This is a genomic window from Bacteroidales bacterium (genome assembly GCA_035353855.1).
GTDB lineage: Bacteria > Bacteroidota > Bacteroidia > Bacteroidales > CG2-30-32-10 > DAOQAK01.
This window is the reverse complement of record DAOQAK010000012.1, coordinates 48028-72382: the sequence shown is the minus strand read 5'-3', so window position 1 is coordinate 72382 and position 24355 is coordinate 48028. Positions and strand designations below refer to the sequence as shown.

The 24355-nt window shown below is 33.7% G+C and carries 19 protein-coding genes, 1 tRNA gene and 1 pseudogene; 7 read left to right on the top strand and 14 right to left on the bottom strand.

Going from position 1 to position 24355, the window contains the following annotated elements; all coding sequences use genetic code 11:
* Positions 1-519: 519 nt before the first annotated feature.
* Both PKK00_04675 and PKK00_04670 read left to right on the top strand, forming a co-directional pair.
* Positions 520-2160: a C69 family dipeptidase gene (locus tag PKK00_04675; GenBank protein ID HNW97690.1), complete on the top strand. Its 1641-nt coding sequence runs from the start codon at positions 520-522 to the stop codon at positions 2158-2160.
* 206 nt (positions 2161-2366) lie between these two features.
* The gene (locus tag PKK00_04670; GenBank protein HNW97689.1) at positions 2367-4109 is read left to right on the top strand and encodes an ABC transporter ATP-binding protein; all 1743 of its coding nucleotides are present in this window, start codon (positions 2367-2369) and stop codon (positions 4107-4109) included.
* Between the two features lie 51 nt (positions 4110-4160).
* Here the strand turns inward: PKK00_04670 and udk are convergent, their stop codons facing one another.
* A complete protein-coding gene (udk, locus tag PKK00_04665) occupies positions 4161-4772 on the bottom strand; it encodes a uridine kinase (protein HNW97688.1) in 612 nt (203 codons plus the stop codon).
* Positions 4773-4864: 92 nt separating this feature from the next.
* On the opposite strand from udk, the gene pth reads away from it, so the two are divergent.
* Positions 4865-5428, top strand: a complete 564-nt coding sequence (gene pth / locus PKK00_04660) for an aminoacyl-tRNA hydrolase (GenBank protein HNW97687.1) — start codon at positions 4865-4867, stop codon at positions 5426-5428.
* A 204-nt stretch (positions 5429-5632) separates the two neighbouring features.
* On the opposite strand, the gene PKK00_04655 is transcribed toward pth, so the two are convergent.
* Entirely contained in the window at positions 5633-6103 is a 471-nt protein-coding gene (locus tag PKK00_04655; protein HNW97686.1) for a methylglyoxal synthase, read from the bottom strand.
* A 101-nt stretch (positions 6104-6204) separates the two neighbouring features.
* Positions 6205-9672 carry a hypothetical protein gene (locus PKK00_04650; GenBank protein ID HNW97685.1) on the bottom strand — a complete coding sequence of 1156 codons (3468 nt, stop codon included), beginning with the start codon at positions 9670-9672 and terminating at the stop codon, positions 6205-6207.
* A 157-nt stretch (positions 9673-9829) separates the two neighbouring features.
* Between PKK00_04650 and PKK00_04645 the strand changes: the two genes are divergently transcribed.
* Positions 9830-10723 (top strand): YitT family protein, encoded by an 894-nt coding sequence (locus PKK00_04645; GenBank protein ID HNW97684.1) that lies wholly within the window; start codon positions 9830-9832, stop codon positions 10721-10723.
* A gap of 64 nt (positions 10724-10787) precedes the next feature.
* Entirely contained in the window at positions 10788-11423 is a 636-nt protein-coding gene (locus PKK00_04640; GenBank protein ID HNW97683.1) for a flavodoxin family protein, read from the top strand.
* 166 nt (positions 11424-11589) lie between these two features.
* On the opposite strand, the gene PKK00_04635 is transcribed toward PKK00_04640, so the two are convergent.
* From PKK00_04635 to PKK00_04605, 7 genes and pseudogenes are all read right to left on the bottom strand, one after another.
* Complete coding sequence (locus PKK00_04635; protein ID HNW97682.1) at positions 11590-11832, bottom strand: T9SS type A sorting domain-containing protein; 243 nt, start codon at positions 11830-11832, stop codon at positions 11590-11592.
* 69 nt (positions 11833-11901) lie between these two features.
* A pseudogene (locus PKK00_04630) lies at positions 11902-12405 on the bottom strand (hypothetical protein).
* 30 nt (positions 12406-12435) lie between these two features.
* Positions 12436-13854 (bottom strand): PKD domain-containing protein, encoded by a 1419-nt coding sequence (locus PKK00_04625; GenBank protein ID HNW97681.1) that lies wholly within the window; start codon positions 13852-13854, stop codon positions 12436-12438.
* 176 nt (positions 13855-14030) lie between these two features.
* Positions 14031-14930, bottom strand: a complete 900-nt coding sequence (locus PKK00_04620; protein ID HNW97680.1) for a PorP/SprF family type IX secretion system membrane protein — start codon at positions 14928-14930, stop codon at positions 14031-14033.
* A gap of 270 nt (positions 14931-15200) precedes the next feature.
* Positions 15201-16586: an RIP metalloprotease RseP gene (gene rseP, locus PKK00_04615; protein HNW97679.1), complete on the bottom strand. Its 1386-nt coding sequence runs from the start codon at positions 16584-16586 to the stop codon at positions 15201-15203.
* Positions 16587-16677: 91 nt separating this feature from the next.
* Positions 16678-17826, bottom strand: a complete 1149-nt coding sequence (locus PKK00_04610; protein HNW97678.1) for a 1-deoxy-D-xylulose-5-phosphate reductoisomerase — start codon at positions 17824-17826, stop codon at positions 16678-16680.
* Between the two features lie 103 nt (positions 17827-17929).
* Positions 17930-18814, bottom strand: a complete 885-nt coding sequence (locus PKK00_04605) for a M23 family metallopeptidase (GenBank protein ID HNW97677.1) — start codon at positions 18812-18814, stop codon at positions 17930-17932.
* A 169-nt stretch (positions 18815-18983) separates the two neighbouring features.
* Between PKK00_04605 and PKK00_04600 the strand changes: the two genes are divergently transcribed.
* Together PKK00_04600 and PKK00_04595 are read left to right on the top strand one after the other, a co-directional pair.
* Complete coding sequence (locus PKK00_04600; protein HNW97676.1) at positions 18984-21611, top strand: tetratricopeptide repeat protein; 2628 nt, start codon at positions 18984-18986, stop codon at positions 21609-21611.
* Between the two features lie 65 nt (positions 21612-21676).
* A tRNA-Ala gene (locus PKK00_04595) sits at positions 21677-21750 on the top strand.
* A gap of 338 nt (positions 21751-22088) precedes the next feature.
* On the opposite strand, the gene PKK00_04590 is transcribed toward PKK00_04595, so the two are convergent.
* The 4 genes from PKK00_04590 to PKK00_04575 all read right to left on the bottom strand — a co-directional run bounded on the left by PKK00_04590 (position 22089) and on the right by PKK00_04575 (position 24342).
* Positions 22089-22655 carry a hypothetical protein gene (locus tag PKK00_04590; protein ID HNW97675.1) on the bottom strand — a complete coding sequence of 189 codons (567 nt, stop codon included), beginning with the start codon at positions 22653-22655 and terminating at the stop codon, positions 22089-22091.
* A complete protein-coding gene (locus tag PKK00_04585; protein ID HNW97674.1) occupies positions 22598-23407 on the bottom strand; it encodes a hypothetical protein in 810 nt (269 codons plus the stop codon). The genes PKK00_04590 and PKK00_04585 overlap by 58 nt, the downstream gene beginning before the upstream one ends.
* Before the next feature lie 201 nt (positions 23408-23608).
* Positions 23609-23896, bottom strand: coding sequence for a hypothetical protein (locus PKK00_04580; protein HNW97673.1), 288 nt, complete (start codon positions 23894-23896; stop codon positions 23609-23611).
* A gap of 260 nt (positions 23897-24156) precedes the next feature.
* Positions 24157-24342 carry a hypothetical protein gene (locus PKK00_04575; protein HNW97672.1) on the bottom strand — a complete coding sequence of 62 codons (186 nt, stop codon included), beginning with the start codon at positions 24340-24342 and terminating at the stop codon, positions 24157-24159.
* Between the last annotated feature and the right edge of the window lie 13 nt (positions 24343-24355).

Here is a 24355-nt window from a genome sequence, read left to right as displayed (position 1 = left end):
ACACTATTAAAGCGTTTTGATTTTTCCCTGCTTTTTTCCTGAGGAAACTCCAATTTACCTTAATATTATTAATACAAATCCTGATTTATTAGCATTATTTCATACTTTTGCAGTAAATTTGGGGTATTAGATTGAATTAAAAAATAAGTACCTTTAATTGGTATAACAATTCAATTAAAAATGCTTTAAACAATGTTTACAATGTTGGTTGCGCTGAAAAAACAAGTCTTATGCCGACTTATGTAATATGCTCATCGAAATTCTTTCACGATATAAACCTTAATTTGAAAAAATAAAACCTGTTCATGTTGCCAAACGCAAAGGTGATATTAAAGATTCGCTGGCTTCAATAGAAAAATAAAAAAGTTATTTGATTATACTCCTGTATGCCACATTAAACAAGGGATTGAGTAATCTGCTGAATGGGATATTAAAAATTTATAACTATCTTCTAAAAAAATTCTTTCGCATGTATTTTACTTTTCATATATATTTGCTTCATAATTATAATCAAATATCATGAAAAAAATATCTCAAATTTTTATTCTGTTCCTGTTTATTTATTTAACAGGTTCTACTGTTTTTGCATGTACAAATATTCTTGTATCAAAAGGCGCATCAGTTGATGGCTCAGTAATGATTTCATACAATGCCGATGCCGGAGGTTTTATGGAACCGTTGTATTGGATGGATGCTCAGGACTGGGGCGATAAAGATTCTCTTGAAGTTTACGAGTGGGACACCGGAAAATTCCTGGGAAAAATAAAACAGGTAAGTCATACTTATAAAGTGATTGGCAACATGAATGAATACCAGGTTGCTATTGGTGAAACAACTTTTGGCGGACGTGAAGAATTGCTTGCTCCTAAAGGAATCATTGATTACGGCAGCATGATGTACATTGCTCTTCAACGCGCAAAGACTGCAAGAGAAGCAATTGAAGTGATGACAAAATTAGTTGAAGAATACGGTTATGCCAGCGAAGGAGAATCGATTTCGGTTTCCGACCCAAACGAAGCATGGATATTTGAAATTATAGGTAAAGCCGGAAATGAAAAAGGTGCCATTTGGGTTGCACGAAAAGTTCCCGATGGTTATATGTGTGCTCATGCTAACCAGGCACGTATTCGCGAAGTACCAGTGAAAGACAAAGATAATTGTATGTATGCTTCTGATATTTTTTCTTACGCTGAAAAAATGGGTTACTGGAGTTCAAAATCAGGAAAAGAATTCAGTTTTGTTGATGTATATTGTCCTTTAACTCCTGAAGCTTTATTTTTATGTGAAGGAAGAGTATGGAGTATATTCCGTCGTGCAGCGCCTTCACAGAATTTTTCTTCTGATTACTGGCGTGGGGTTAAAACAGCCGAACCTTATCCTTTATTTATAAAACCTGACAAAAAACTTAGCGTGAAAGATGTGATGTCATTAATGCGCGACCATTTTGAAGGAACCGATTTCGATATGACAAAAGGCCTTATGGCCGGACCTTTCAATTGTCCTTACCGCTGGAAAAATCTTTACTTTAAAGCTCCCGGCGATACAGTTACTGCTTATGGATGGGAACGACCAATTTCTACTCAGCAAACGGCTTTCAGCTTTGTAGCACAATCCCGGTCTGAAGTTGATAATGATATGGGTGTATTCTGGTATTCGGTTGATGATACGTATTCAAATTGCTATATGCCTTTATATGTATGTATGAAAGAACGCCCAGCTCCTTTTGCCATTGCTGATGTTACAAAGTTCGACTGGAATTCTGCTTCATGGATTTTCAATCTTGTGGCTAATTACGCTTACGGGAAATACTCTTATATAATAAAAGATATCCAGGCAGTACAAAGTGAACTTGAAAATAATTTTATTGAAATGCAACCTGTTGTTGAAAAAACAGCAAAGGAACTTGAGAAAAAAGACCACGCACTTGCAGTGAAATACCTCAGTGATTATTCATATACCAATGCCTTGAATGTTGTAGAACACTGGAAAGAACTTTATGCATACATAGTAACAAAATACAATGATGGATACATAAATGATGGAGCAGATCATGGACGTCATCCTAAGGGTGTAGGCTACGGTTCGGAATGGATACAACGTGTATTGAAAGAACAACCCGATTACTACAAAATTGAATGGGATAATCCTGTTAAAAAATAATTCAAAAACCCTCAGCAAAAACTGGGGGTTTTTATTTAGTATGTCAGTCTGAGTTTATATGTCAGTCTGAGTTTATCGAAGACTGACGGAAAAGCCAAATTCCAAACTTCAACAAATTTTTTATCGCTAAAATTCTTCAATTATTAAAAAAATGGTATTTATATATTACTTACTTTTTTAGTACTTTTAAGGCATATTCAAACTACATGGAATTTCCACTACTCGAAATAAAAAATTTATGTACCGAATTTTCTTCAGAAGAAGGAATAGTTAAAGCTGTTGACAATATTTCCTTCAACCTGAATAAAGGCGAAACACTTGGTATTGTTGGCGAATCGGGTTCAGGGAAATCCATTACCTCACTTTCCATAATGCGTTTGCTTCCGCCAAACGGAAAAACTAGTAATGGTGAAATTTTATATCATCAGGAAAATCCTTCTGATTTAATCTCTATTCCTGAAAAAAAAATGCGCACATTTCGAGGAAAAGAAATTGCAATGATCTTCCAGGAGCCTATGACATCATTGAACCCGGTGATGAAATGCGGTAAACAAATTGTTGAAGTATTAAAATTACATCTCCATCTTTCTAATAAAGAAGGAAAAGAAAAAACGCTACAATTATTTGAAGAAGTTCAGTTACCGCGACCATCAACTATTTTTAACAGTTATCCTCACGAGCTTTCAGGTGGACAAAAACAACGTGTGATGATTGCTATGGCTATGTCGTGCAACCCATCAATCCTTATTGCCGACGAGCCTACAACTGCACTTGATGTTACCGTTCAGAAAACAATTCTGCAATTGATGAAAAACCTTCAGCAGAAACACAATATGAGTATTATTTTTATTTCTCATGATTTAGGTGTTATTGCTGAAATTGCCGACAACGTTCTTGTAATGTACAAAGGAAAAATCGTGGAACAGGGAAATGTAAAAGAAATTTTCAGTAACCCAAAACACCCGTATACTAAAGGACTTATAGCTTGCCGTCCTTCAATGAATGTACGTTTGCGGAAACTCCCTGTTGTAGCCGATTTCATGGAAACAGATATTGAAGGCAACATCAGCGAAAAGATAAAAGATATTTCAGAAATTACTTCTTCACTTGTTATAAAAAATGAAGAAAGAAAATTATACCACGAAAAAATATTTTCAAAAAAGCCAATACTCGAAGTAAAAAACCTGAAAACATATTTTCCTATTCGTGAAAGTATTTTCAGAAAAACAAAAAATTATATTAAAGCCGTTAACAATGTAAGCTTTGATGTATACACCGGCGAAACACTTGGATTAGTGGGCGAATCGGGCTGCGGGAAAACCACTTTGGGAAGAACAATCTTACGATTGATCGAACCAACCGAAGGAAAAGTTTTATTTAAAGGAAAGGATATTGCTTCCCTATCGCAAAATGAATTAAGAAAAATCAGGAAAAATATTCAAATCATATTTCAAGACCCTTATTCCTCGCTTAACCCGCGAATGACCATTGGTGACGCAATTTTGGAACCGATGATGGTTCATTCGCTACATAGTAATGATAAAGAAAGAAAAGAAAATGTTTTTTCACTTCTCGATAAAGTAAATATTCCGGCAAAACATTACAACCGCTATCCACATGAATTTTCGGGAGGTCAGCGGCAACGTGTTTGTATTGCCCGGGCTCTTGCTTTGCAACCTGAGTTTATCATTTGCGATGAATCGGTTTCCGCACTCGATGTTTCAATCCAGGCGCAGGTACTGAATCTGCTGAATGATTTGAAAAGAGAATTTGGGTTTACTTATATTTTTATTTCACACGATTTGTCGGTTGTGAAATTTATGTCCGACCGTATGATTGTTATGAAAGATGGGATGATACAGGAGTACGGCGATTCCGATGAAATTTATTCCAATCCCAAAACAGAATATACTCAAAAGCTTATTGCTGCCGTTCCAAAAGGATTATAGAAAATATCTCGTTGATGATGGGAAATGTCAAAATCAAAATATAATTTGACATTATTTTTTCAAACTCATTTTTATTTTCGAAGTTAAAATATCTATCCCAACATGATTGGCGCCACCTTGCGGAATAATTATATCAGCATAACGTTTTGTAGGTTCAATAAATTGAAGATGCATGGGCTTAACATACTTTTCATAATGATCAAGAACCTGATGAAACGAACGTCCACGTTCTTCAATATCGCGACGAATTACTCGCATCAGGCGGTCATCCGAATCCGCATCAACATACACTTTAATATCCATCCGCTCGCGCATTCGCGGATTAGTAAGAATTAAAATTCCTTCAACAATAATCACATCTTTGGGTTGAATAGGAATAGTATCCTTTAAACGGGCGCATGACAAGTATGAATATGTTGGCATATCAATGCTTTTACCTTCCCTGAGAAGGTCAAGATGTTTTATCAGCAAATTAAATTCTATGGAAGAAGGATGGTCAAAATTTTTCTTTGCACGATCTTCAGGAGATAAATGTCCGCTATCCTTATAATATGCATCCTGCGGAATAACAGCAACCTCATCTTTTGGCAATCTTTTCATGATTTGTTTTACAACGGTTGATTTTCCCGAACCCGAACCTCCAGCAATACCAATTATCAGCATATTTTTTTTATATAAGTTATAACCGAACAAATTTATTAATTTTATACCGTAATTAAAACATAGTTTATTTATTTTTTTACGAATCAATTAAAGTGAAGTACCTGATAGCTGGTTTAGGCAACATTGGCCCTGAATATTCCGAAACACGACACAACATAGGTTTTATGGTGCTTGATGCTTGTGCAAAAAAATTAGAAATTGCATTTGAATCGAAACGCTATGCCGATAAAACCGAATTCCGTTTTAAAGGAAGGACATATATTTTAATAAAACCTTCCACATATATGAATTTAAGCGGAAAAGCTATTGCTTACTGGCTACAGAAAGAAAATATTCCCGACGAAAATCTTTTGGTAATCACTGATGATATTGCTTTACCCTTAGGAACATTGCGTATGCGCAAAAAAGGCGGAGCCGGCGGACATAACGGGCTACAGGATATCATCGACCATTTAGGTCATGAAAACTTTGCACGACTTAGAGTTGGTGCAGGTAATGAGTTTCCGGTAGGACACCAGATAAAATATGTATTAAGTAAATGGACTGATGAAGAGAAAAAAATACTTGAAGAAAAATTTGATAAAGCCATTGAAGCCATTAAAAACTTTGGTACTATCGGCATTGACCTTACAATGAATTCGTGCAATAAAAAATAAACGACTTGAGTTAAGATTTTATTGAAACAATATTAAAGCAACAGTTCGGTAATTTTTTAGTATTTTTGGGCTAAAGCCCAATTTTATTGAGTTTTAATAGCCCCGACCTTAAGGTCGGGGCTATTACGAAACCCACAATTATCAAGGACTTTAGTCCTTAAATAAAAAAATTACCGAACTGTTGTTAAAGTAAAATTTTTTATTTTAAACTTTTCTATTAATGTACTTTGAATAATCAATAAGTTGTGGCAAATAGTCATGTTCGAGTAATGGCGAACTGATAATAAAATCGGCAGTTGCCCTATTGGAAGCGGTAGGGATATTATAAAGCGATGCTAACCTTAATAATGCTTTAACGTCAACATCATGAGGCTGAGCCTGCATTGGATCCCAAAAGAAAATAAGAAGATCAATATCCCCTTCGGCAATCTTTGCCCCCAGTTGCTGATCTCCGCCCAGTGGCCCCGATTTTAACTTCGCTATTTGAAGATGATCGTGTGTATAATCTCCAAATTTTCGTGTAATAGCCTCTTCAACCAATCGTCCTGTTGTTCCTGTGCATATCAGTTTATGTTTCATCAGCTTTTCCCAGTTCCACTCTACCCATTCTATCATATCAGCTTTACGATTATCATGTGCAACAAGAGCAATAGTTTTAATATATGATTTCTTCATTATAATTTATTTGAATTCAAAGATAGTTTTTATCGCTATTTTATATGTTACGTAAATATTAATTTATTGAGAATTTATTCAGAAGGATTAACCATATTTAATTAAAAATAAGCTCTTAATTGCACACTGCCTACATGCACGGTATTTGTGTTTTCCGATTTTCGCCCATCATATGAAAGATTCAGCTGAAGATTCGACGCTATATTACGTTGATAACTTAAATTCCATGTTGCATTTTTTCCGTCTTTCAATCCTTCAAGAATTTCATAAGCTACAGAAGTATTTTCAGAACTATTATAATTAATATCTATATAATTTATTTTCATAATCAGGCTTCCCTTCGAAACTACATTATATTTTATTTCTATTCCGGTTTTATTAATAAATGCTTTTTCGCCAGCAACATTTTTCTTTTCGGTGTAAGTATAATTCAACATCAGGCGAAACGATACACTGGGCTGGAATGTTATTGCCGGATTGGTCTCATTATAATTTATTTTATAGTTACTCGTTGAAAAATATTCCGAAGCATTTGTTTTTTCGCCATAGTCATACTTGCATGTAAGTGAATATTTGCGCGAAATATTCCATTTGGTATTTATTCCTTTCACAAGAACAGTGCGTGTATCAAAACCATTCACAAGTAAAATTTTATTTCGTGCCTGTTTAAAATTCAGATCAAATCCAAATTTTGATGAAGAGCGATTAAAATAAAAAACATTGCGGAACGATGAATTTTCTGATACCAGCGCTGTATCATTTATTTCCATTGCAAAAGGATTGTATGCCCTGAATTCATTATTATCAGTGTTTTTATGATCAATGCTGTAAGTTGACTGGTTAGAAAAACGTGAAATGAATTTTTTTACTCCTTTTGGAGAAGTCCAGAAATACGAAGGATTCAAATTAAGAACCTGGCTGAATTGGTTAGTAAACGTTTTTATATAATCACCGGTTGGAGTATACACACGAATATAATTTGCCTGGTCCTGAAAAGCGGCAACTTCAAATTCATTAAGTTCTTTTATATTATTTCCATTATAATCGGTCCATGAGTAAACACCCTGCCCCTGCGCAACTTCAACATAGGAAAATTCTTTTTTCACTTCCTTTCCCGAACCTACTTCATAATATGTACTTGAAATTAATGCGCCCTTAAATGCTTTGAGATAATATTCTGCTCTTCCTAAAAGGGATTCATCGTTGCTTGATGAAACCAGGTTTGTGTCATTAACAGTAAGAACACGATACGTGCTATAAACCGTAAGATGATTATTTGTATTTTTCATCATGTCGAACGAAACGCCTGTACTCTTTGCTGTAGTTGATGCCGACAATGAATTATTAAGTGGCAGGTAATCGTAACGAACATTATAAAAAACTTTATATTTATTTTTTGAAGTATCGGAATTGGTTATATAGCCTTCGTATTCATTGTAAGAAAAACTATTTTTCTGAAGTGTATCGCTTTGCAGTTTATAAAATTTATTATCCTCGGCATCTTCTTTAACACCAATAGTAATCCCTTTGAATTTTTTTGCAAACCCTGAAGTATGCCTTATGAATTTAGTAGAATTTATAACATCTTCCGAACTTAATAAACTTCCTGTGAAAGTAAGAACAAAGCCTTTTCTTTCGAATGAAGCATTCACTGTATTTTGTAACCCGGTATAATAGGAGCCGGCAAGAAAAGAATTAAATTTATAAATCAAAAAATCTTTTTTATCGGAAAGACCTAATTTTACAAATGATACATGCTGGTCGGTATTCAGCGATAACCCGGTACTATTCCAGTCGCGCTCAAACTCTATATTACGATAGCGTTCAACAGGTGAAAAAGTTTTACCAATATATTCATGATTCAATTCCGATGTCAGCTTCCATCCTGCACTGTCTTTTTTATTTAAGTGAATTATGTTTTTAATATTTGCTTTTATTCCATAACCTATATCATCTTTTGAATCAGCTGAAGAAAAAAGATTCAAATCATTTTTGCTCATTGCTGTTTCAACTGTTGCTTTAGTATTTTTTGAAATCACATAATCGGCAGCCAATGTGATCATTCTTTTTTGTTTAGGGGTAACAAGCAAAACAACAGGTTCATAATTCCCTTGAAGAATGCCACCTACAGGCGCTACCCATTTAAATACTTTTCCATTTGCCGAACTTTGAATCTGAATATAATTTCCTTTGTTTGTTCCTACATTAGAAAAACCAAGACGGTAATGCGCACTGTCGGCATTGGTGCAATAAACATATACAGGCGAATAACCCAGGCTGTCGATTTTTTTATAAAGCACCTGGTCGTTTGTATAAGCAATACTATCGACATAAGGAACAAAAGCCTCATCCAGGCTATCGCCAATTTGTGAAAGTATGAGTTTTTGTTCATCACTCAGTTCCTGTTGTAAAGGTTGATTTTTTATATCCTGCTCCGAATAATAATTCAACCTGACTTTTGTTTTTTTAGTTGAATATTCATTCCCTGAATAAAAAAGTGAACGCGAATAATTTTTATCGGAATATTCAAACTCCACGCTGATGCGGCTATCCTTTGTTATTAATCTTTTTGCCGTAAAAGTTATTTCAGCAGTATTGTAATCTATTGTATAATCATTTTCCTGTCCGCGTGTCATCAGTTCACTATTGATATACACTTTTTCAGTCCCCGATAAAACAATAATATACGTTTCATTCTCGGCACCTTTGAGTTTGTATGGTCCTTGATTTCCCTCGGTTCCGGTAAAAGTATTTTTTGCATATTTCCCTTTTGAAATTGCAGCAGCAACTGAAACAGAAATTTTATCATCACTTTTTTTCTTTTTATTTCCGGCATCAAAAGTTGATGAAAAAATTCCACCCTGTGCCTTTTTATAAAAATTCATAAAATAACTTTCGGGTTTTGAAAGTTCAAAATCACCTGCAATCAATTTTGTATCCTTATGCGAAAGCTGGATATAAACCTTGTCGAAATCCTGCAATTGCTGCGTGTTTCCTTCGGGCTGTATAGGAATATTATTATCAGTAATGGCAGCAAGAATATCGATATCGCTGCTTAATTTTCCTGATAGCTGCAAATTAAAACTTGAATTCACAACCACATCCTGACTATTGCCAAACGATACACCACGCGATATACTTCCATTTTTATTAAGCCCACCAAAAGTAAAAATATTAAGTGATTGATTTTCGTATGTAAATACAAATGGGTTATAATTTCCTTTTTCATCAGGGATAAGCATATTCACATCTTTATGCTGGTATGATTTTGAAAAATTGTAAGGAAAAACTTTATAGCTGATAAATAATTCTGAAAATTTTTCTCTTATTTCATTTTTTATTACCAGTTTCGACTCCGAAAAAATAATTTTGAAATCTGTGCTGTCAATTTTATTTCCTTTGTTGTCGCGAATTTCTAACGAACCTGGAATAACACTTAAAGTGTCAAGTAACAATGTATCCGAAGATGGAATAATTTTTTTTGTCCGGTAATTGCTCAATTGCTGGGCTTTCCCGAAGAGCGGAAAAACAATAATGATTAAAATTAATATCCTGAAAAATTTATACATCAAACCAAATATACATCAAAACATAAATGTACTATAAAATACAAAAGTATCAAACGCAAATGCATTCAAAAAATTTGAATTTAGAATTTATTTTTTTATAAAAACAAATGATTCAAAAAGCTGATGTAAATTTGCAGAAATTTAAAAAAATATTTTTATGGCATATCTTCAGAAAGATAAACCTTTTTCAAAGAAATGGTTTTTATCATACAGTTTAATTATTATTGGCGCTTTTACCTTAGCTGTCGGTTATGTATATTTTATTTCTCCACATAAAATTGTTCCCGGCGGAGTATTTGGTATTTCCATTGTATTGCATCATGTATTTGGATTTCCTATTGGTATTACAGGGTTGATCTTAAATGTACCTCTTACAATAATTGGTATTAAAATTTTAGGGCCACGCTTTGGAGTTAAAACAGTAGTAGGGTTTTCGCTTGCTTCAATTTTTATTGATACCCTGACTATGATTTGGGGAGAAGCCCCGCTGGTAAAAGAAGATGTTTTACTATCAGCCATATTTGGCGGAGTACTTGTAGGGCTTGGTGTTGGACTAATATTTAAAGGTAAAGCAACCAGCGGCGGTTCGGATATTGTAGCCATGATCATTGCAAAATACACACGCATGCCTTTGGGGCAACTCATGATAATAATCGATTCATGTATTGTTATTGTCGGGTTGATAGCCTTTGGAGATTGGCGTATACCGCTGTATTCGTGGATCGTGATTTTTATTACAGGAAAAGTTATCGATACAGTACTTGAAGGTATAAGCTATGATAAAACATTATTTATTGTTACTGAAAAATACGAAGAGCTTCGCGAAAAAATTATCAAGGACCTCGACCGAGGAGGCACACTACTGCATGGAGAAGGTATGTATAAAGGCACTGAGAAAAAAGTTATTTTTACAAATGTAAATCGTCGTGAACTGGCAATGTTGCAGGAATACATTAATTCCATCGACCCTAATGCATTTATGTCGGTAATTGATGCTAATGAAATTATTGGAAACGGATTTAAATCGCTTCGCGAAAAAGTGGAGCAATAGTGAGTAAGTAGACAAGTTGATAAGTTGACAAGTGAACAAGTAGATTAGTTATTAAAAAAATTTTATGAAAGTAATTGCAATAAACGGAAGTCCTAAAAATGAAGGCAACACATACCATGCAATAACAATTGTTGGAAATGAATTGAAAGCAGCAGGAATCGATTTTGAAATTATTCAAATTGGACATAAAGCTATTCATGGTTGTATTGCATGCGGGAAATGCGGCATCAATAAAGATGAAAAATGTTCTATTGATAATGATGATGTAAATCCAATCATCCAAAAATTAAAAAATGTTGATGGAATCATTATCGGCTCACCTGTTTATTATTCAGGTGTAGCAGGCACTATGAAGTGTTTTTTAGACCGACTGTTTTATGTTTCGGGAGCAAACGGAAATTTACTCCGTCATAAAGTTGCAGCAGCAGTTGTAGCTGTAAGAAGAAGCGGTGGCTCCTCAACACTTGACAGTTTGTATCATTATCTCACTTATGCAGAATTGATTATTGCAACATCATGTTATTGGAATATCATTCACGGACAAAAACCCGGCGAGGTAACACAGGATAATGAAGGCGTACAAATAATGAGCGTGCTGGGAAAAAACATGGCATGGCTTTTAAAAATGAAAGAAGCAACATCAAACTCCATTGAACCGCCAATAAAAGAAAAGAGAGTATTTACCAATTTTATCAGATAATACCAATTGTTGATTTAAAATAGTGCAAAGGATATTTTAAATTTTATAATGGTTATGCCGATGACATATATGCAATCGGTATAAGTTGGCAAAGTAAAAGAATCCATAAAAAAAACCGATGAGTTCCCTCACCGGTTTTTTCAAAAACACCAAACTATATTATTTACTACTTCACTATAATTTTCTTTGTAATAATATTTCCATCTACATTTATTTTCACAATGTAAAATCCTGCATTGCCAAAATCTGCACGGTTTACAACATACTTGTACTGTCCGGCAGATAAATTTCCATCAGCTACATTGATCATTTCTTGTCCTAATAAATTCATCACATTCAGTTTTACGTTTTCACTTTTTGTTAAATTAAAACTTATTATAGTGTTATCGCTTACAGGGTTTGGCTGAATATTAAATTGTAAATCCTGTAATAAAATATTATCGGCAACACTTGTTTGAGCAGTTGTAATATTTATATCATCAATATAAAGGTTATTCCCTGAATTTGAATGGAACTCAAATTTCATTCGAATATTATCTCCATTAAGAATGTTTGCTAAATTGATGGTTTCTTCTACCCAATCGGTTGTTGATGAAGGTTTATAACCTGTAGTAATCGGGTTAGCTGTTGAAAGAGCAGCACCGCTTTTATTAAATTTCAAAGTCCATGTGGCTCCGCAATCTTTCGAAAAATTTATTTTCAAAGCATCGTAAACAGTATCAGCCGATGTTCCCAATGATGCTGCTACGGCTTTCCCTGTGTATGCATAGCGAAATGTCATCTGATCAATAGTGCCAACAGGTATCGTACTGACATTATAAGCAGGAGAATAAAGTTCATCATAGCTTCCGGCTTTGTTGTTATAAAAATTTGCCAGGCGCAATGATTTTATTCCGGTATATGCTGCGGTATCGGTAATTTGCCAGGTATTGCCTGTATCATTTCTAATAATCCATCCATTAGAAAGGGTTGTATTTTCAAAACTTTCAACAAAAGGATTTGCAGGAGAAGCCTAATTATCATTAACAATAATATGAATAGTTTTAACTAATGAATCACTTCCCGAAGCATTACTTACTTTCAATTTTACATCATAAGTACCGGGAGTATTATACTGAACCGTTGGATTCTGTAATGTAGATGTAGAAGGTGTTCCTCCATCAAATGTCCAAAGCCAATCCTGTGCAGCGCCGGAATAAGAATAATCAGTAAATGTTACTTCACCACCGGCACAAACCATAAACCGGTTAGCATAAAAATCAGCTATAGGTGGGCACAATGCAGGTGATGCATTTAAAACACCTGTAGCAATAAGATTTTCCTTCGACCAAAGATTTTTTCTATCAGATTGCAATGTTGCATCTATGCGTTCAAGCTGACCCAATGTAAAAATGTTTGTACAATATCCAAACTGGTAATCCATATAATTCTCAATCATATCAGGAGCATCAATTCCATATATAGCATCCGTTGAAGAACAGGTATTCCTGCTGCCCGGTGTGAAACAGTTTATACTGGTATTCTGTGTGGCTTCAGCAACCGGTGGTGTATCAGAAACCTCATCACCGGCAGTAATTATAAAATTACCGCAACCATTAATACCAAGTGCAGCATACAACGACTGGAAAGGATGATACAAATTAAAGTAATGTCCTGTTTCATGAGTGAATGTTCTGTTCAGCATATTTAAAGGCATGCCACCTAAACTTACAGCTGTACCAATACTTCCGATACAATCCTGACGAATAAGTACACCATCAACAAGTGTATCGCCTCCTGTTAAGGTAGAAGATAAAGAATTACTTGGAGGAAATGGCGACATACCGCCAATGAAAGCACCTTCAGGTAAAGTTATACCCTCAGGGTAAATAAAATTCACTGCATAAATATTCATATATTTATCCGGGTTCCAACAGTATTGGTGCATAGTTCCGAAATATCCGTAATTGGTTTGCGGGTCATAAACCCTGTCAATACCTTCAGTACAATTACCCCATGGGTCAATCTGTGCTAAGCGTAATTCTATTTTTATATCTGCTGCACGTGATTTAAAAATTGAATATGTATTAGCGGTATCGGCATTCATTTTCGCGTAATCGATATTGATTTTTTCAACAGCATCAAGAATCTGGGCCTTTGTTATATTCTCAGCGCCGCCTTTATGAATAATGTGGAAAACAACAGGTATAATTCTTTTCCCATTAATCAGCGTATCTGTTCTTACATCTTTATTTTCTTTAATATTGTCAATTAATTTTTTGAATTCCTTCTCATAAATAACATACTTATTAACAATATCGGGGTTTTCAGCAACTTTCTTTTTTAATAGAATATCATCAGCATTACGGTAATCAATTATTTGCTGCGATATTACATTGTTGCTAAAAAAGATAAAAGCAACAATAGTAAAAATAAAGTAAAATTTTTTCATAGCTTTTAAATTTGTTCATAGTGGGTTTTAGAATCACAAATTAACAAATTTTTTACATAAAATAAAATATTTTATTAAATTAATTCTACTTTTTGAAAATCGATTTAGGACGATTAAAACATTGTTCTGGCAATGTTTTTTATAAATACAGGGTTAATATATTGTAAGATTTATTCTTAATAATTTTCAGGAATAACTATGAAAGAAACGGGTTTGTTTTTACAATTGAATTTATAAATACAGGATATCTCGTGTGAACCTCCGTTTGCACTTGAAAGTTTTGAGATAGTATAATCGTAACTATAACCAATGCTGATAATATTATTACGAAATCCAATCATTGCAATTAAACAATCCGGGGTTTCAAATCCAGTTCTACATCCCGCGCCAAACTTAATGTTCGTAACATTGAATAGCAACATAGATATCAATTCTTCAAAATGAAGTTGTTTTTGAAAAATAATAATTGGAGTGATTTTTAATTTATTATTTTTATTAAAAAGACAAGATGCATGTGCTGTGAATTTCATTGGTAATCTTGATTTGCTTTCAAAACCTTCGTCAGGTTCATTTAAATGATCAATTGCAAATCCTCCTGTATAATTTTTATATGCAAGAAGAACACCTGCTCCAACATTAAAATAATTAACGGACGAAAACGATACAGGGGGCGTAAACTTGCTCCCGTCAATACTTTTAAAGCCCATACCAAAATTTAAAGCAGGTTTAATTATAAAATTTTCTGAACATCTTATATTATAAGCGTAAAAAGCATTAAACATATGTGTAAATAAAGTGTTCCCGGCAACATCGTAAATGTAATTAAATCCAAATCCACTATTAATAGAATCTAAATTGCTATCATAAGATATACTGACCGTTTTATAATTTTCGGGAATATTAGGCCATTGTGAACGCAAATTAATAGCCATTCTTGAGCAACCTGCACTACCGGCAAATGCAGGGTTTAATAAAAGTGGATTGGCATAAAATTGCGAAAATTGCGGGTCCTGTGCATTTGCCGTTATTCCAATAAAAAGAAAAACAGTAAAAAATATTTTCTGAAAAATTTTCATAACATCTTTTTTTATAGACGTGATTTTAAAAAATATTGTTGGAAAATTCATTTAAACAATTTATTAACTGTTTAATTTTTTCACAACAAATAAAATACATAAAATCCAAATTGCATAGAGCTATTTTGCAGATTGTGCAATTTAGCTATTAAATGACAGTTTTGAGTTTATATTCGGTAATTTATTTAATCTTACAATTTTCAATACAACTATATATTTTTCTCTAAAAAAATAATTTTCATTTAGCATTCATTTTAGCGATTTTTGATTTTATTTAAATAATTTTATAATATCATTCCCATTCGCCAATACTAACAGGGCAAGTAAAAAGAACATCCCCACATATGTGGCATACTCCATAAATTTTTCGCTGGGTTTGCGGCGGAAAATTATTTCATAAAGCAAAAATAAAACATAGCCTCCGTCCAAAGCAGGAATAGGCAACAAGTTCATAACGGCCAGCATGATGGAAAGAAATGCAGTAAGATTCCAGAAAGCGCTCCAATCCCATTCTGCAGGAAAAATATTTCCTATTGAAATAAAACCGCCAAGAGATTCGTATGCTTTGGTCTCCGGTGAAAAAATAAGTTTAAGACTTTTTAAATATTTCTCCATCATCTCGTATGCCTTCACGGTACCTGCAGGTATAGCCTGAAAAAAATTATATTCCTGTTTATTAAGTTCAAAATAGCTCGTCATACTTTTAGCCTGGACACCTATCTTCCCATCTTCCGGAACGTTCACAGGAAGATGAAGTGTGTCTTTATTACGAAGAACGGTTACATTAACTGATTCGTTTTTATGTTTTACAATTTCTGTACGGAAATCATTATAATATTCCAGGTTTTTTTCATTCAACCCGATTATCCTGTCGTTTACCATCATTCCCGCATCCTTTGCCGGTGAGGTTTTTGCAAACTCCTCCACTTCATAAGGAAAACGAACAGTTATAAAATCGGGCGATTTATGCTGACTTAATTTACCCGAAAAGCCATAAGGAATTTCAACATCCATTTTTTTGCCATCACGAATAACCTGTATTGTTTTTGCTTCCTCAAGAATTATTTCAGCAGGTATTTTAAAAAAATCTTTTACTTCTTTATTTTCGACCGATAATATTTTGTCGCCATTACGTAGCCCCATTTCTAAGGCCATTGAATCGCATGCAATGCCATATTTTACATTTTTTGCAGGCAGGTATTCTTCACCCCACAATGAAAGCATCACGATATAAATGGCTATAGCCAGAACCACATTCATAGTAACACCGCCAACCATTACAATTAATCGTTGCCAGGTTTTTTTTGAACGGAATTCCCATGGTTGCGGAGGAAGTTTCATTTGCTCTTTATCCATCGACTCATCAATCATTCCGGCAATTTTCACATATCCGCCCAGGGGCAACCATCCAACTCCAAGCTCGGTTTTATCAGTTTCAGGAATAGATGTATCATTATTTTTTTTAAAAAACCATGCTTTCCATTTTCCGTCTATTTTTCTAAATTTTACTATTGAGAATTTTACATCAAAGAACAGGAAAAACTTTTCCACTTTGGTTTTAAAAAGTTTTGCAGGAATGAAATGCCCCAACTCATGAATAATAACCATTATTGAGAGGCTTAGTACTAGCTGAACAATTTTTATAAATACTTCCATTTATTTATTTTCTATAAGGTGCAAAGCACGTAATTTATTTTCTATTTTGCAAAAAGTTTGTTTACTGATCTATTTCTTCGAAGCGATTATTTCAAATCATCTCTTTGGCAAATGCTCTTGTTTCTTTATCGGTATGAAAATAATCTTCCAGTGAAGGTTTTTCTTTGAAAGAAATTTTTTCCATGCATCTTTCAACGATTTCCGAAATTTTAAAAAACGAAATCTTTTCTTTTAAAAATGCATACACTACAATTTCATTCGCAGCATTTAAAATGCAGGGCATATTGCCTCCTTTTTTCATTGCACTATATGCAAGTTTCAGGTTGCGGAAATTATTTAAATCCGGTTTTTCAAATGTTAGCTGAGGATAATCGGTAAAATTAAATCTCTTTAAATTGGATTCCAGACGCAAGGGATAACTAAGCGCATATTGAATAGGCAGCCGCATATCGGGTAATCCCATCTGAGCCTTCATGCTGCCATCGGTAAACTGAACGAGTGAATGAATGATGGATTGCGGATGCACAATTACATCAATTTGTTCGGCCGTCAAATTAAAAAGCCAGCGTGCTTCAATTACTTCCAGTCCTTTATTCATAAGCGTTGCCGAATCAATGGTAACCTTAGCTCCCATATTCCAGTTGGGATGTTTCAATGCCATAGCAGGTGTAACTTTTTCCAATTCCTCTTTGCTCATTCCCCTAAAAGGTCCGCCGGATGCTGTTAAATAAATCTTTTCAATTTTATTATGAAACTCTCCTGCCAAACATTGAAAAATTGCAGAATGCTCCGAATCGACAGGATAAATATTTACACCTTTTTCTTTTGCAGCAGCAGTAACCATTTCACCGGCAACAACAAGCGTTTCTTTATTTGCAAGAGCAACCGGAATACCTGCATTAACCGCATTAAGCGTAGGTTCTAAACCGGCAAACCCAACAAGCGCCGTAAGCACTATATCAATATTTCCCATTTCGGCAACTTGTGCAACAGCATCCATACCTGCAAAAACTTTTATGGAATGCGAAGCCAGTGCATCCGAAACTTTTTTATATAGTTTATCGTCAGCAATAACAACACAATTGGGCTTAAATTCAATGGCCTGTTCAATCAATAAATCGGCATTTGTATTTGAAGTTAAAACCTCGGCAACAAAATTTTCAGGATGCTGCTTTATAACTTCCAATGTTTGTTTACCTATGGAACCTGTAGAACCTAATATTGCAATTCGTTTTTTCAAAATATATTTTAATTTAATTCCCTATATCCAATACTCAATTTAATATTTTGAAGTATAAAAATATTTAATTCATCATTGTTTATTCAGTGTTGATTACTGGATATTATTGAAATACCATATAATCCCTGGGGTTTACGGCACTTCCATTATACCAAAGTTCAAAATGCAAATGCGGACCAGTGGTCAGTTCGCCTGTTTCTCCAATAATAGCAATCACTTCACCGGCTTTTACAAAATCCCCTTCTTTTTTCAGCAATGCTGAATTATGTTTATATACTGAAATTAAATTCTCGGTATGTTGAATCACTATGGTATTACCCGTCTTTAATGTCCACCCTGAATATATAACTGTTCCGTTCAATGTAGCTTTTATTGCAGCATCTTTTTCTGCAACGATATCAATTCCATAATGCTCACCCGAAGGATTGTACGCATTGGTGATAATCCCTTTAAGTGGAGTAAAGAAAAATAAATTACTGATGGATGTTACCGATGCGGTTTCTGTTTCCTGCGAAACTGCAAGGTTGTATTGGTCCTGCTTTTCCATTTCAAGCCTCAGTAAAGAATCTTCCAGCGATTTTTTTATTGTTATGTTACCATACTTGTTTGATGAAGATACCGGTTTTTCAGGAAACGAATCAACCATTTCTTTTCCTTCAATAATATTTTTGATATTATATAAATAAAGATCTTTCTGTTGCATGCTTTCTTCAAGAGAATCGGTTTTAATAACAAGTTCTCTCAATGTCCTGTCTGATTGAAAGCTTCCATAACCGGGTATGTATTCACGAAGAGGCGTAAATGCAATAATTAACGTAGTAATAAAAATAAGAAATATGCTTATCAGTCCGAACACTACAAATACATTCATTCGCGACAAGCGAAAAGAAATTTTTTCTTCCAGTGAATTATCATCAATAATTACCAGTCGATATTTGGTTCGCAAGCGCTCAAGAAATTTATTTTTTTTCTTTTTCTCAGCGGTCATTCTTCAATATAATCGTATACACTAACTGGCAAATATCGTAAATATTATTGTATACATTGAAAAAATATGTGAGGCAAAGTCCTTATAATAGAAAAATATCTGTGTGATTTAAAAAAAATAAAATAAATTTGTCAAATTGTAGTTATACTACATCTAAAGATTTAAAATTTTGAAAAAACAGGGAATATATTTAAATATTTGGCTGATAGCAGTATTACTTATTATTATCACCGGAGGATGTTCTACTAAAAAGAGTACATTCACTCACCGGTATTATCATACTGTTACTGCGCGATACAACGCTTATTTTAATGGGAACGAAGCATTAAAAGAAGGGGTTGCTGCTTTATCAAAAGCCAATATTGACGATTATTCCAAAATACTTAAAATTTATACGCTGGGAACCGCTGATGATGCCCAGGCTCAGAATGCTAATTTTGAAAAGGCTTATACCAAAGCATCAAAAGTCATTCAGAAACATTCCATTTTTAAAAAGAATAAAGAATATGTACGCTGGATTCCTGAAGCATATTTACTTATTGGAAAATCATATTTTTATAAACAGGAATATAAACTGGCCGCCGAAACTTTTGATTATATTGTTAAGCAATATGATAATTGGCCGGTTAAGTATAATGCCATGCTTTGGATGGTGCGATGCTATAACGAACTTAAAAAGTTTGAAAAATCGGAATCTGCACTTGCCCAGTTACAAAATAAAATAGATAAAGGTCTTGTTCCAAAATCAGTGATAAAAGAATTTCCTATTGTTTATGCCGATTTCCAGATTAAACAGGAAAAATATGAGCAGTCTGTTGAATATCTTTTATCAGCCATTGATTTGAATAAAAAGAAAACCACCAATGTTCGGTTGCGTTTTATTCTTGCCCAAATATATCAACGTACAGGTAATTTGGCAGAAGCTACTAAATTATATAATAAGGTCATTAAAATGAATCCTGCATATGTTATGGCTTTCAATGCAAAAATAAATAAAGCCATTTGTTTCGATGCAGTAAATGGAAATAGCAAGGACCTGAAAAAACTTCTGGGCAAAATGGCTAAAGAAACAAAGAACAAGGATTACCTCGACCAGATTTATTATGCTTTAGCTGAAATATGCATGAAAGAAAAAGATACTACCTGTGCTGTCGATAACTACAAACTTTCAGCAAGCAAAAGTGTTTCGAATAATAATCAAAAAGCAACATCATTTTTGAAACTTGCACAAATTTATTTCAGTTATCCAAAATATGAACTGGCTCAGACATATTACGACAGTGCAATGACTGTATTACCATCGGACTACCCGGATTATAATAAAATCAAAGAGCTTTCAACTATTCTGGGAAATCTTGTTTTAAATTTAAAAATAGTTGAACTTCAGGACAGTCTTCAGCGATTGGCAAAAATGTCAGAGAAAGAACGTAACCAGGTTATTGTTGAAATAATTACCAATGTCATTAAAGAAGAGCAGAAGAAAAAAGAAGAAGAATACCTGAAACAACAAAATACATATGCTGCAAATACGGAAAATGAGCTTAGCAGTACTTCTACAGCATGGTATTTTTATAATACTACTGCCGTTAATTTCGGTAAAACAGAATTTATAAAAAAATGGGGTTCACGAAAACTGGAAGACTTGTGGCGGCTCAGCAATAAAGAGGAGGAAAATCCTTTCGGTGAAATTGCTCTGGGTACCGATTCTTCTACCGTTGATTCATTAAGTAACGTTTCAGTAAACCTGAAAGATAAAAAATATTATCTTAAAGATATTCCTTTCACACCTGAACAGGTTGCAGCTTCTGATGATAAAATTGTAGCTGCATTATATAATATTGGCCAGGTTTATCAAAACGACCTGTTGGATTACCCGAAAGCTATTGAAACATATGATGAGCTTATACGACGTTTTCCTGCTAAAGATGATTATCTCCTGAAATCATATTTTCAGCTTTACCAGGTTTATAGCATATTAAACGACAACATAAAAAAAGATTATTATAAAAATCTCGTTTGTAATAAAAGTCCCGAAAGCGATTACTGCAAACTGATAAAAGATCCGAACTACAGAAAAATATCAACCAGCGAAAAGAATCTTGCAGAGAAACTATACGCTGAAACATATATTGCATATCTCTCATCACGCTGGGATTCTGTGCTGATAAAAGCAAAAAGAGCAAAAGTATTATATGATAATGATACGGCATTAATTCCAAAATTCATGTATCTGAATGCTGTTGCTCTCGGCAAATCGAAAGACAGTACCGGTATTACAGGCATACTTAAAAAGATCATTGATAATTATCCTAAGAATGAAATTACTCCTAAAGCACAATTGCTTTATGATTTTTGTACCGGAAAATCCAAAAACATCATTTCAGCTGAAGCACCCATAAGTACTCCGGCAACAATTTCTGAAGGATATAAATATAATGAAGATGCCATACATTTTTATGTAGTTATTGTAAAACTTACGGATAAAAATGTAAAAATATCAGATATTAAAAATGCTTTTTCAAATTTTAATACTACTAATTATAGTTCAAGCAAACTTACTGTAAGCAATATATTTCTTGATAACACTCAACAATTGATTACGATTACCAATTTTGAGAACAGCAATAAAGCCATGCTTTATTACAATGCGGTGAAAGATAAGACATCTGTTTTCGGTAAACTGAACCCGGGTGATTATACACAATTTGTTATATCGGTAGATAATTATCCTTCAATGTTCAAGAAAAAGGATATTGATAATTATTTCAAATTCTTTGTCGATAATTATTTGAAATAGTTCAGCAGTATTAAAAATACAAATGAACCATTTGAATTTATTTTATATTTTTGCAAACTATAAATGGGGCGTTAGCTCAGTTGGCTAGAGTGCCAGACTGGCAGTCTGGAGGTCACGAGTTCGACCCTCGTACGCTCCACAAACGCCGAAACGCAAGCCAATATAAGGCTAAAGAAGTTTCGGCGTTCGTATTTTATATATACGGTAATACCCTACAAAACACGTTGGAGTGCTGTTTTGGAGTGCGTAAAAAAGTTAGTAAAAAATCAAGACGCTTAACTTTTCCCATATTTTATTTTTATACACGTAGAAATAATAACGATTGCATATATTTTATAGGCATAACCATTGTAAAATTTAAAATATCCTTTAGGTTTTTTAAATTAACAATTGATATAAATTTAATGACATTCTAAATCTATTTTATTATTCTTTGTTGATTTGCTATTATACAAATCAACAAAGAATAAGTGAAAATTAATTTTCGGAAATCTCTTTACCTCCACCTACAAGGGTGAAACTACCTAAATGTAAAGCCAGTTCTTCTGAATTAATTGCATTTTCAACAGCATCCATATGTTTCAAAGCTTTAGCATATGTCTTATGACCTTTATTCAAAATCCATTTCATGCTTATTTCAACTACTGAATTTGCAGGAAGCATATTCCCATGTTTATCTGTCATTGTTATAATTAAATCACCTTTATAATTTGGCGGAACAGTTACCTGATGTGATATTTGTTGGAAAGGGTTGTTAATTTCAATAAGACCACTGTCGAAAGAACATTTCGGGTCAGTACTCTTAATCCCTATTTTTGAGCCAGTCGGAACGTTACGACAATTTACGATAAAAGAAAATACTTCAGGAGCGCCATCCTGGTTATAAAAAACCAAATTAGAAGTAACACTTTTTTGTGCATCAAAATTATGCCATGCAGCGCTACCATTACGGGTAACATATGTTGCATAATTCCAATTTCCGGCAGTTATATTCTTTGGGTTATTTTTGTTAAGAATTCTGTTGTTATTCCTGATAATATACAACCGTGATCTGTTTTTAATGGTTCAAAACTAAAAGCTTCTGAAACCCCTTTTGTATTTAAAGGCATAGGACCTGTTTTATCATTACTGATATAAACTTCTCCTTCATCACTGCCTCCGTCATACGTTTTAATTTGTGTCCAAGTGCTGGGTGGTTGATTAAATCCACCATATGTGTAAAACACCTGAACTCTCGGGTTTACTATTTTATTTAAAAACTGAACATTTGAACACCTTATGTAAAGATAGTTTTTCCCTATCACCGGATTTACCCAAATAGGCACATTCCAGTTACTAATAAGTTCATCCGGTTCTTTTGGCTGTTTTCCTGTACAAACAATATCAATGCTCGAATAATAATCACCAATTGTTGGTATTGTCCCGGTATCTGAAGCATTTTTGCGGCTGTATATTCCCCGCCATTGACGAATTGAATTATTAGCATATACATTGGCTACATCTGATGAAAGTCCCAGCGCTGTTTGTAAATGGCTGGATAGTATAGAGGAATTCAGACAGATGTCTTGCCAATATGAATCGGCATATACACCACTACATACATCTGAAATATCCTGCACGCCAAGATACGGAGAGGTAATCATCCTGTTATAAATAGCCTTCATAGCTTCAATATCACTTTTCCCTGTATAGAAATAATCAACAGCTGCATTCCACATTTCCTGTATGGTCCTGATTTGTCCAGAAGTTGCTAATTTGCTGCTATCAGTTTTTTTTGTTTTTTCTTTTAAGTCCATAGTTTTATATTTATTTACTTTTCCATTTATAAGGCTTTATGGTTTTGCCCCGTTTGTTTCCGCTACAGCGGAGTGGTTTCAGCTCCACTTTTTAATTATTTTATTTACTTTTTTATAAATTTTATTTTATTTAAGCAACATAAGTTTAAAAGTATACGTTCGCTAGTATATTTAATTCTACCGAACGTATACTTTACATATTTATAAATGGATTGGTGTAATTGATGTGATATGAGCTTCACCCTTTAAAGGTTTATAAACAGATACAATTGCGGCTCCATTTAAATAAATTGGAGTAATTAGCTTTGTGTTACAAAAAAATCTGTAGTTCATTCCTGCAACAACCTGTTGAGATACTGCTACAGGGCTATAAGAAACCCCAACCAGCCCATGTGTAGCTTCTTTGAATGCTTGCTGTGCCTGTTCATCAATTTTACTTGTGTAAATTGACCATGCACCTACTAAAACTTGTTCTTTTTCTGTTGACATAATTTTATTATTTTTTTATTCCCTACTCATAAGGCTTTTCGGTTTCGGCCCGTTTTTTCCGCCACTGCGGAGTGGGATCTGCTCCACTTTTTATACATTTTTATTTATTGTATAGGAACTCTATTTTTATTACTCGAAATATTTCTAAATAATTCTTCAACTTCTTATACAAACTATCAATCTTCATTTTTTATATTGATCAAAATATTATAAGTACGTTAATTTTATTGTAAAGAAAGTCGTAGTACTTTTTATGCAACTTAACTTTTAAATAATTTGTATGGATTGATTTCAGAATTTTCATGAATAGATGCTTCTTCAGGATCACAAAAAGGGTTTGCTGATGACATAAAAATAGAAACATCCTTATCTAATTTTATTGTAATAAAATCAGGTTTGAAATAATTTTTCTTTATTTTTTTTTCAGCAATATTTTTATTTTTCATTTATAATTCCTCC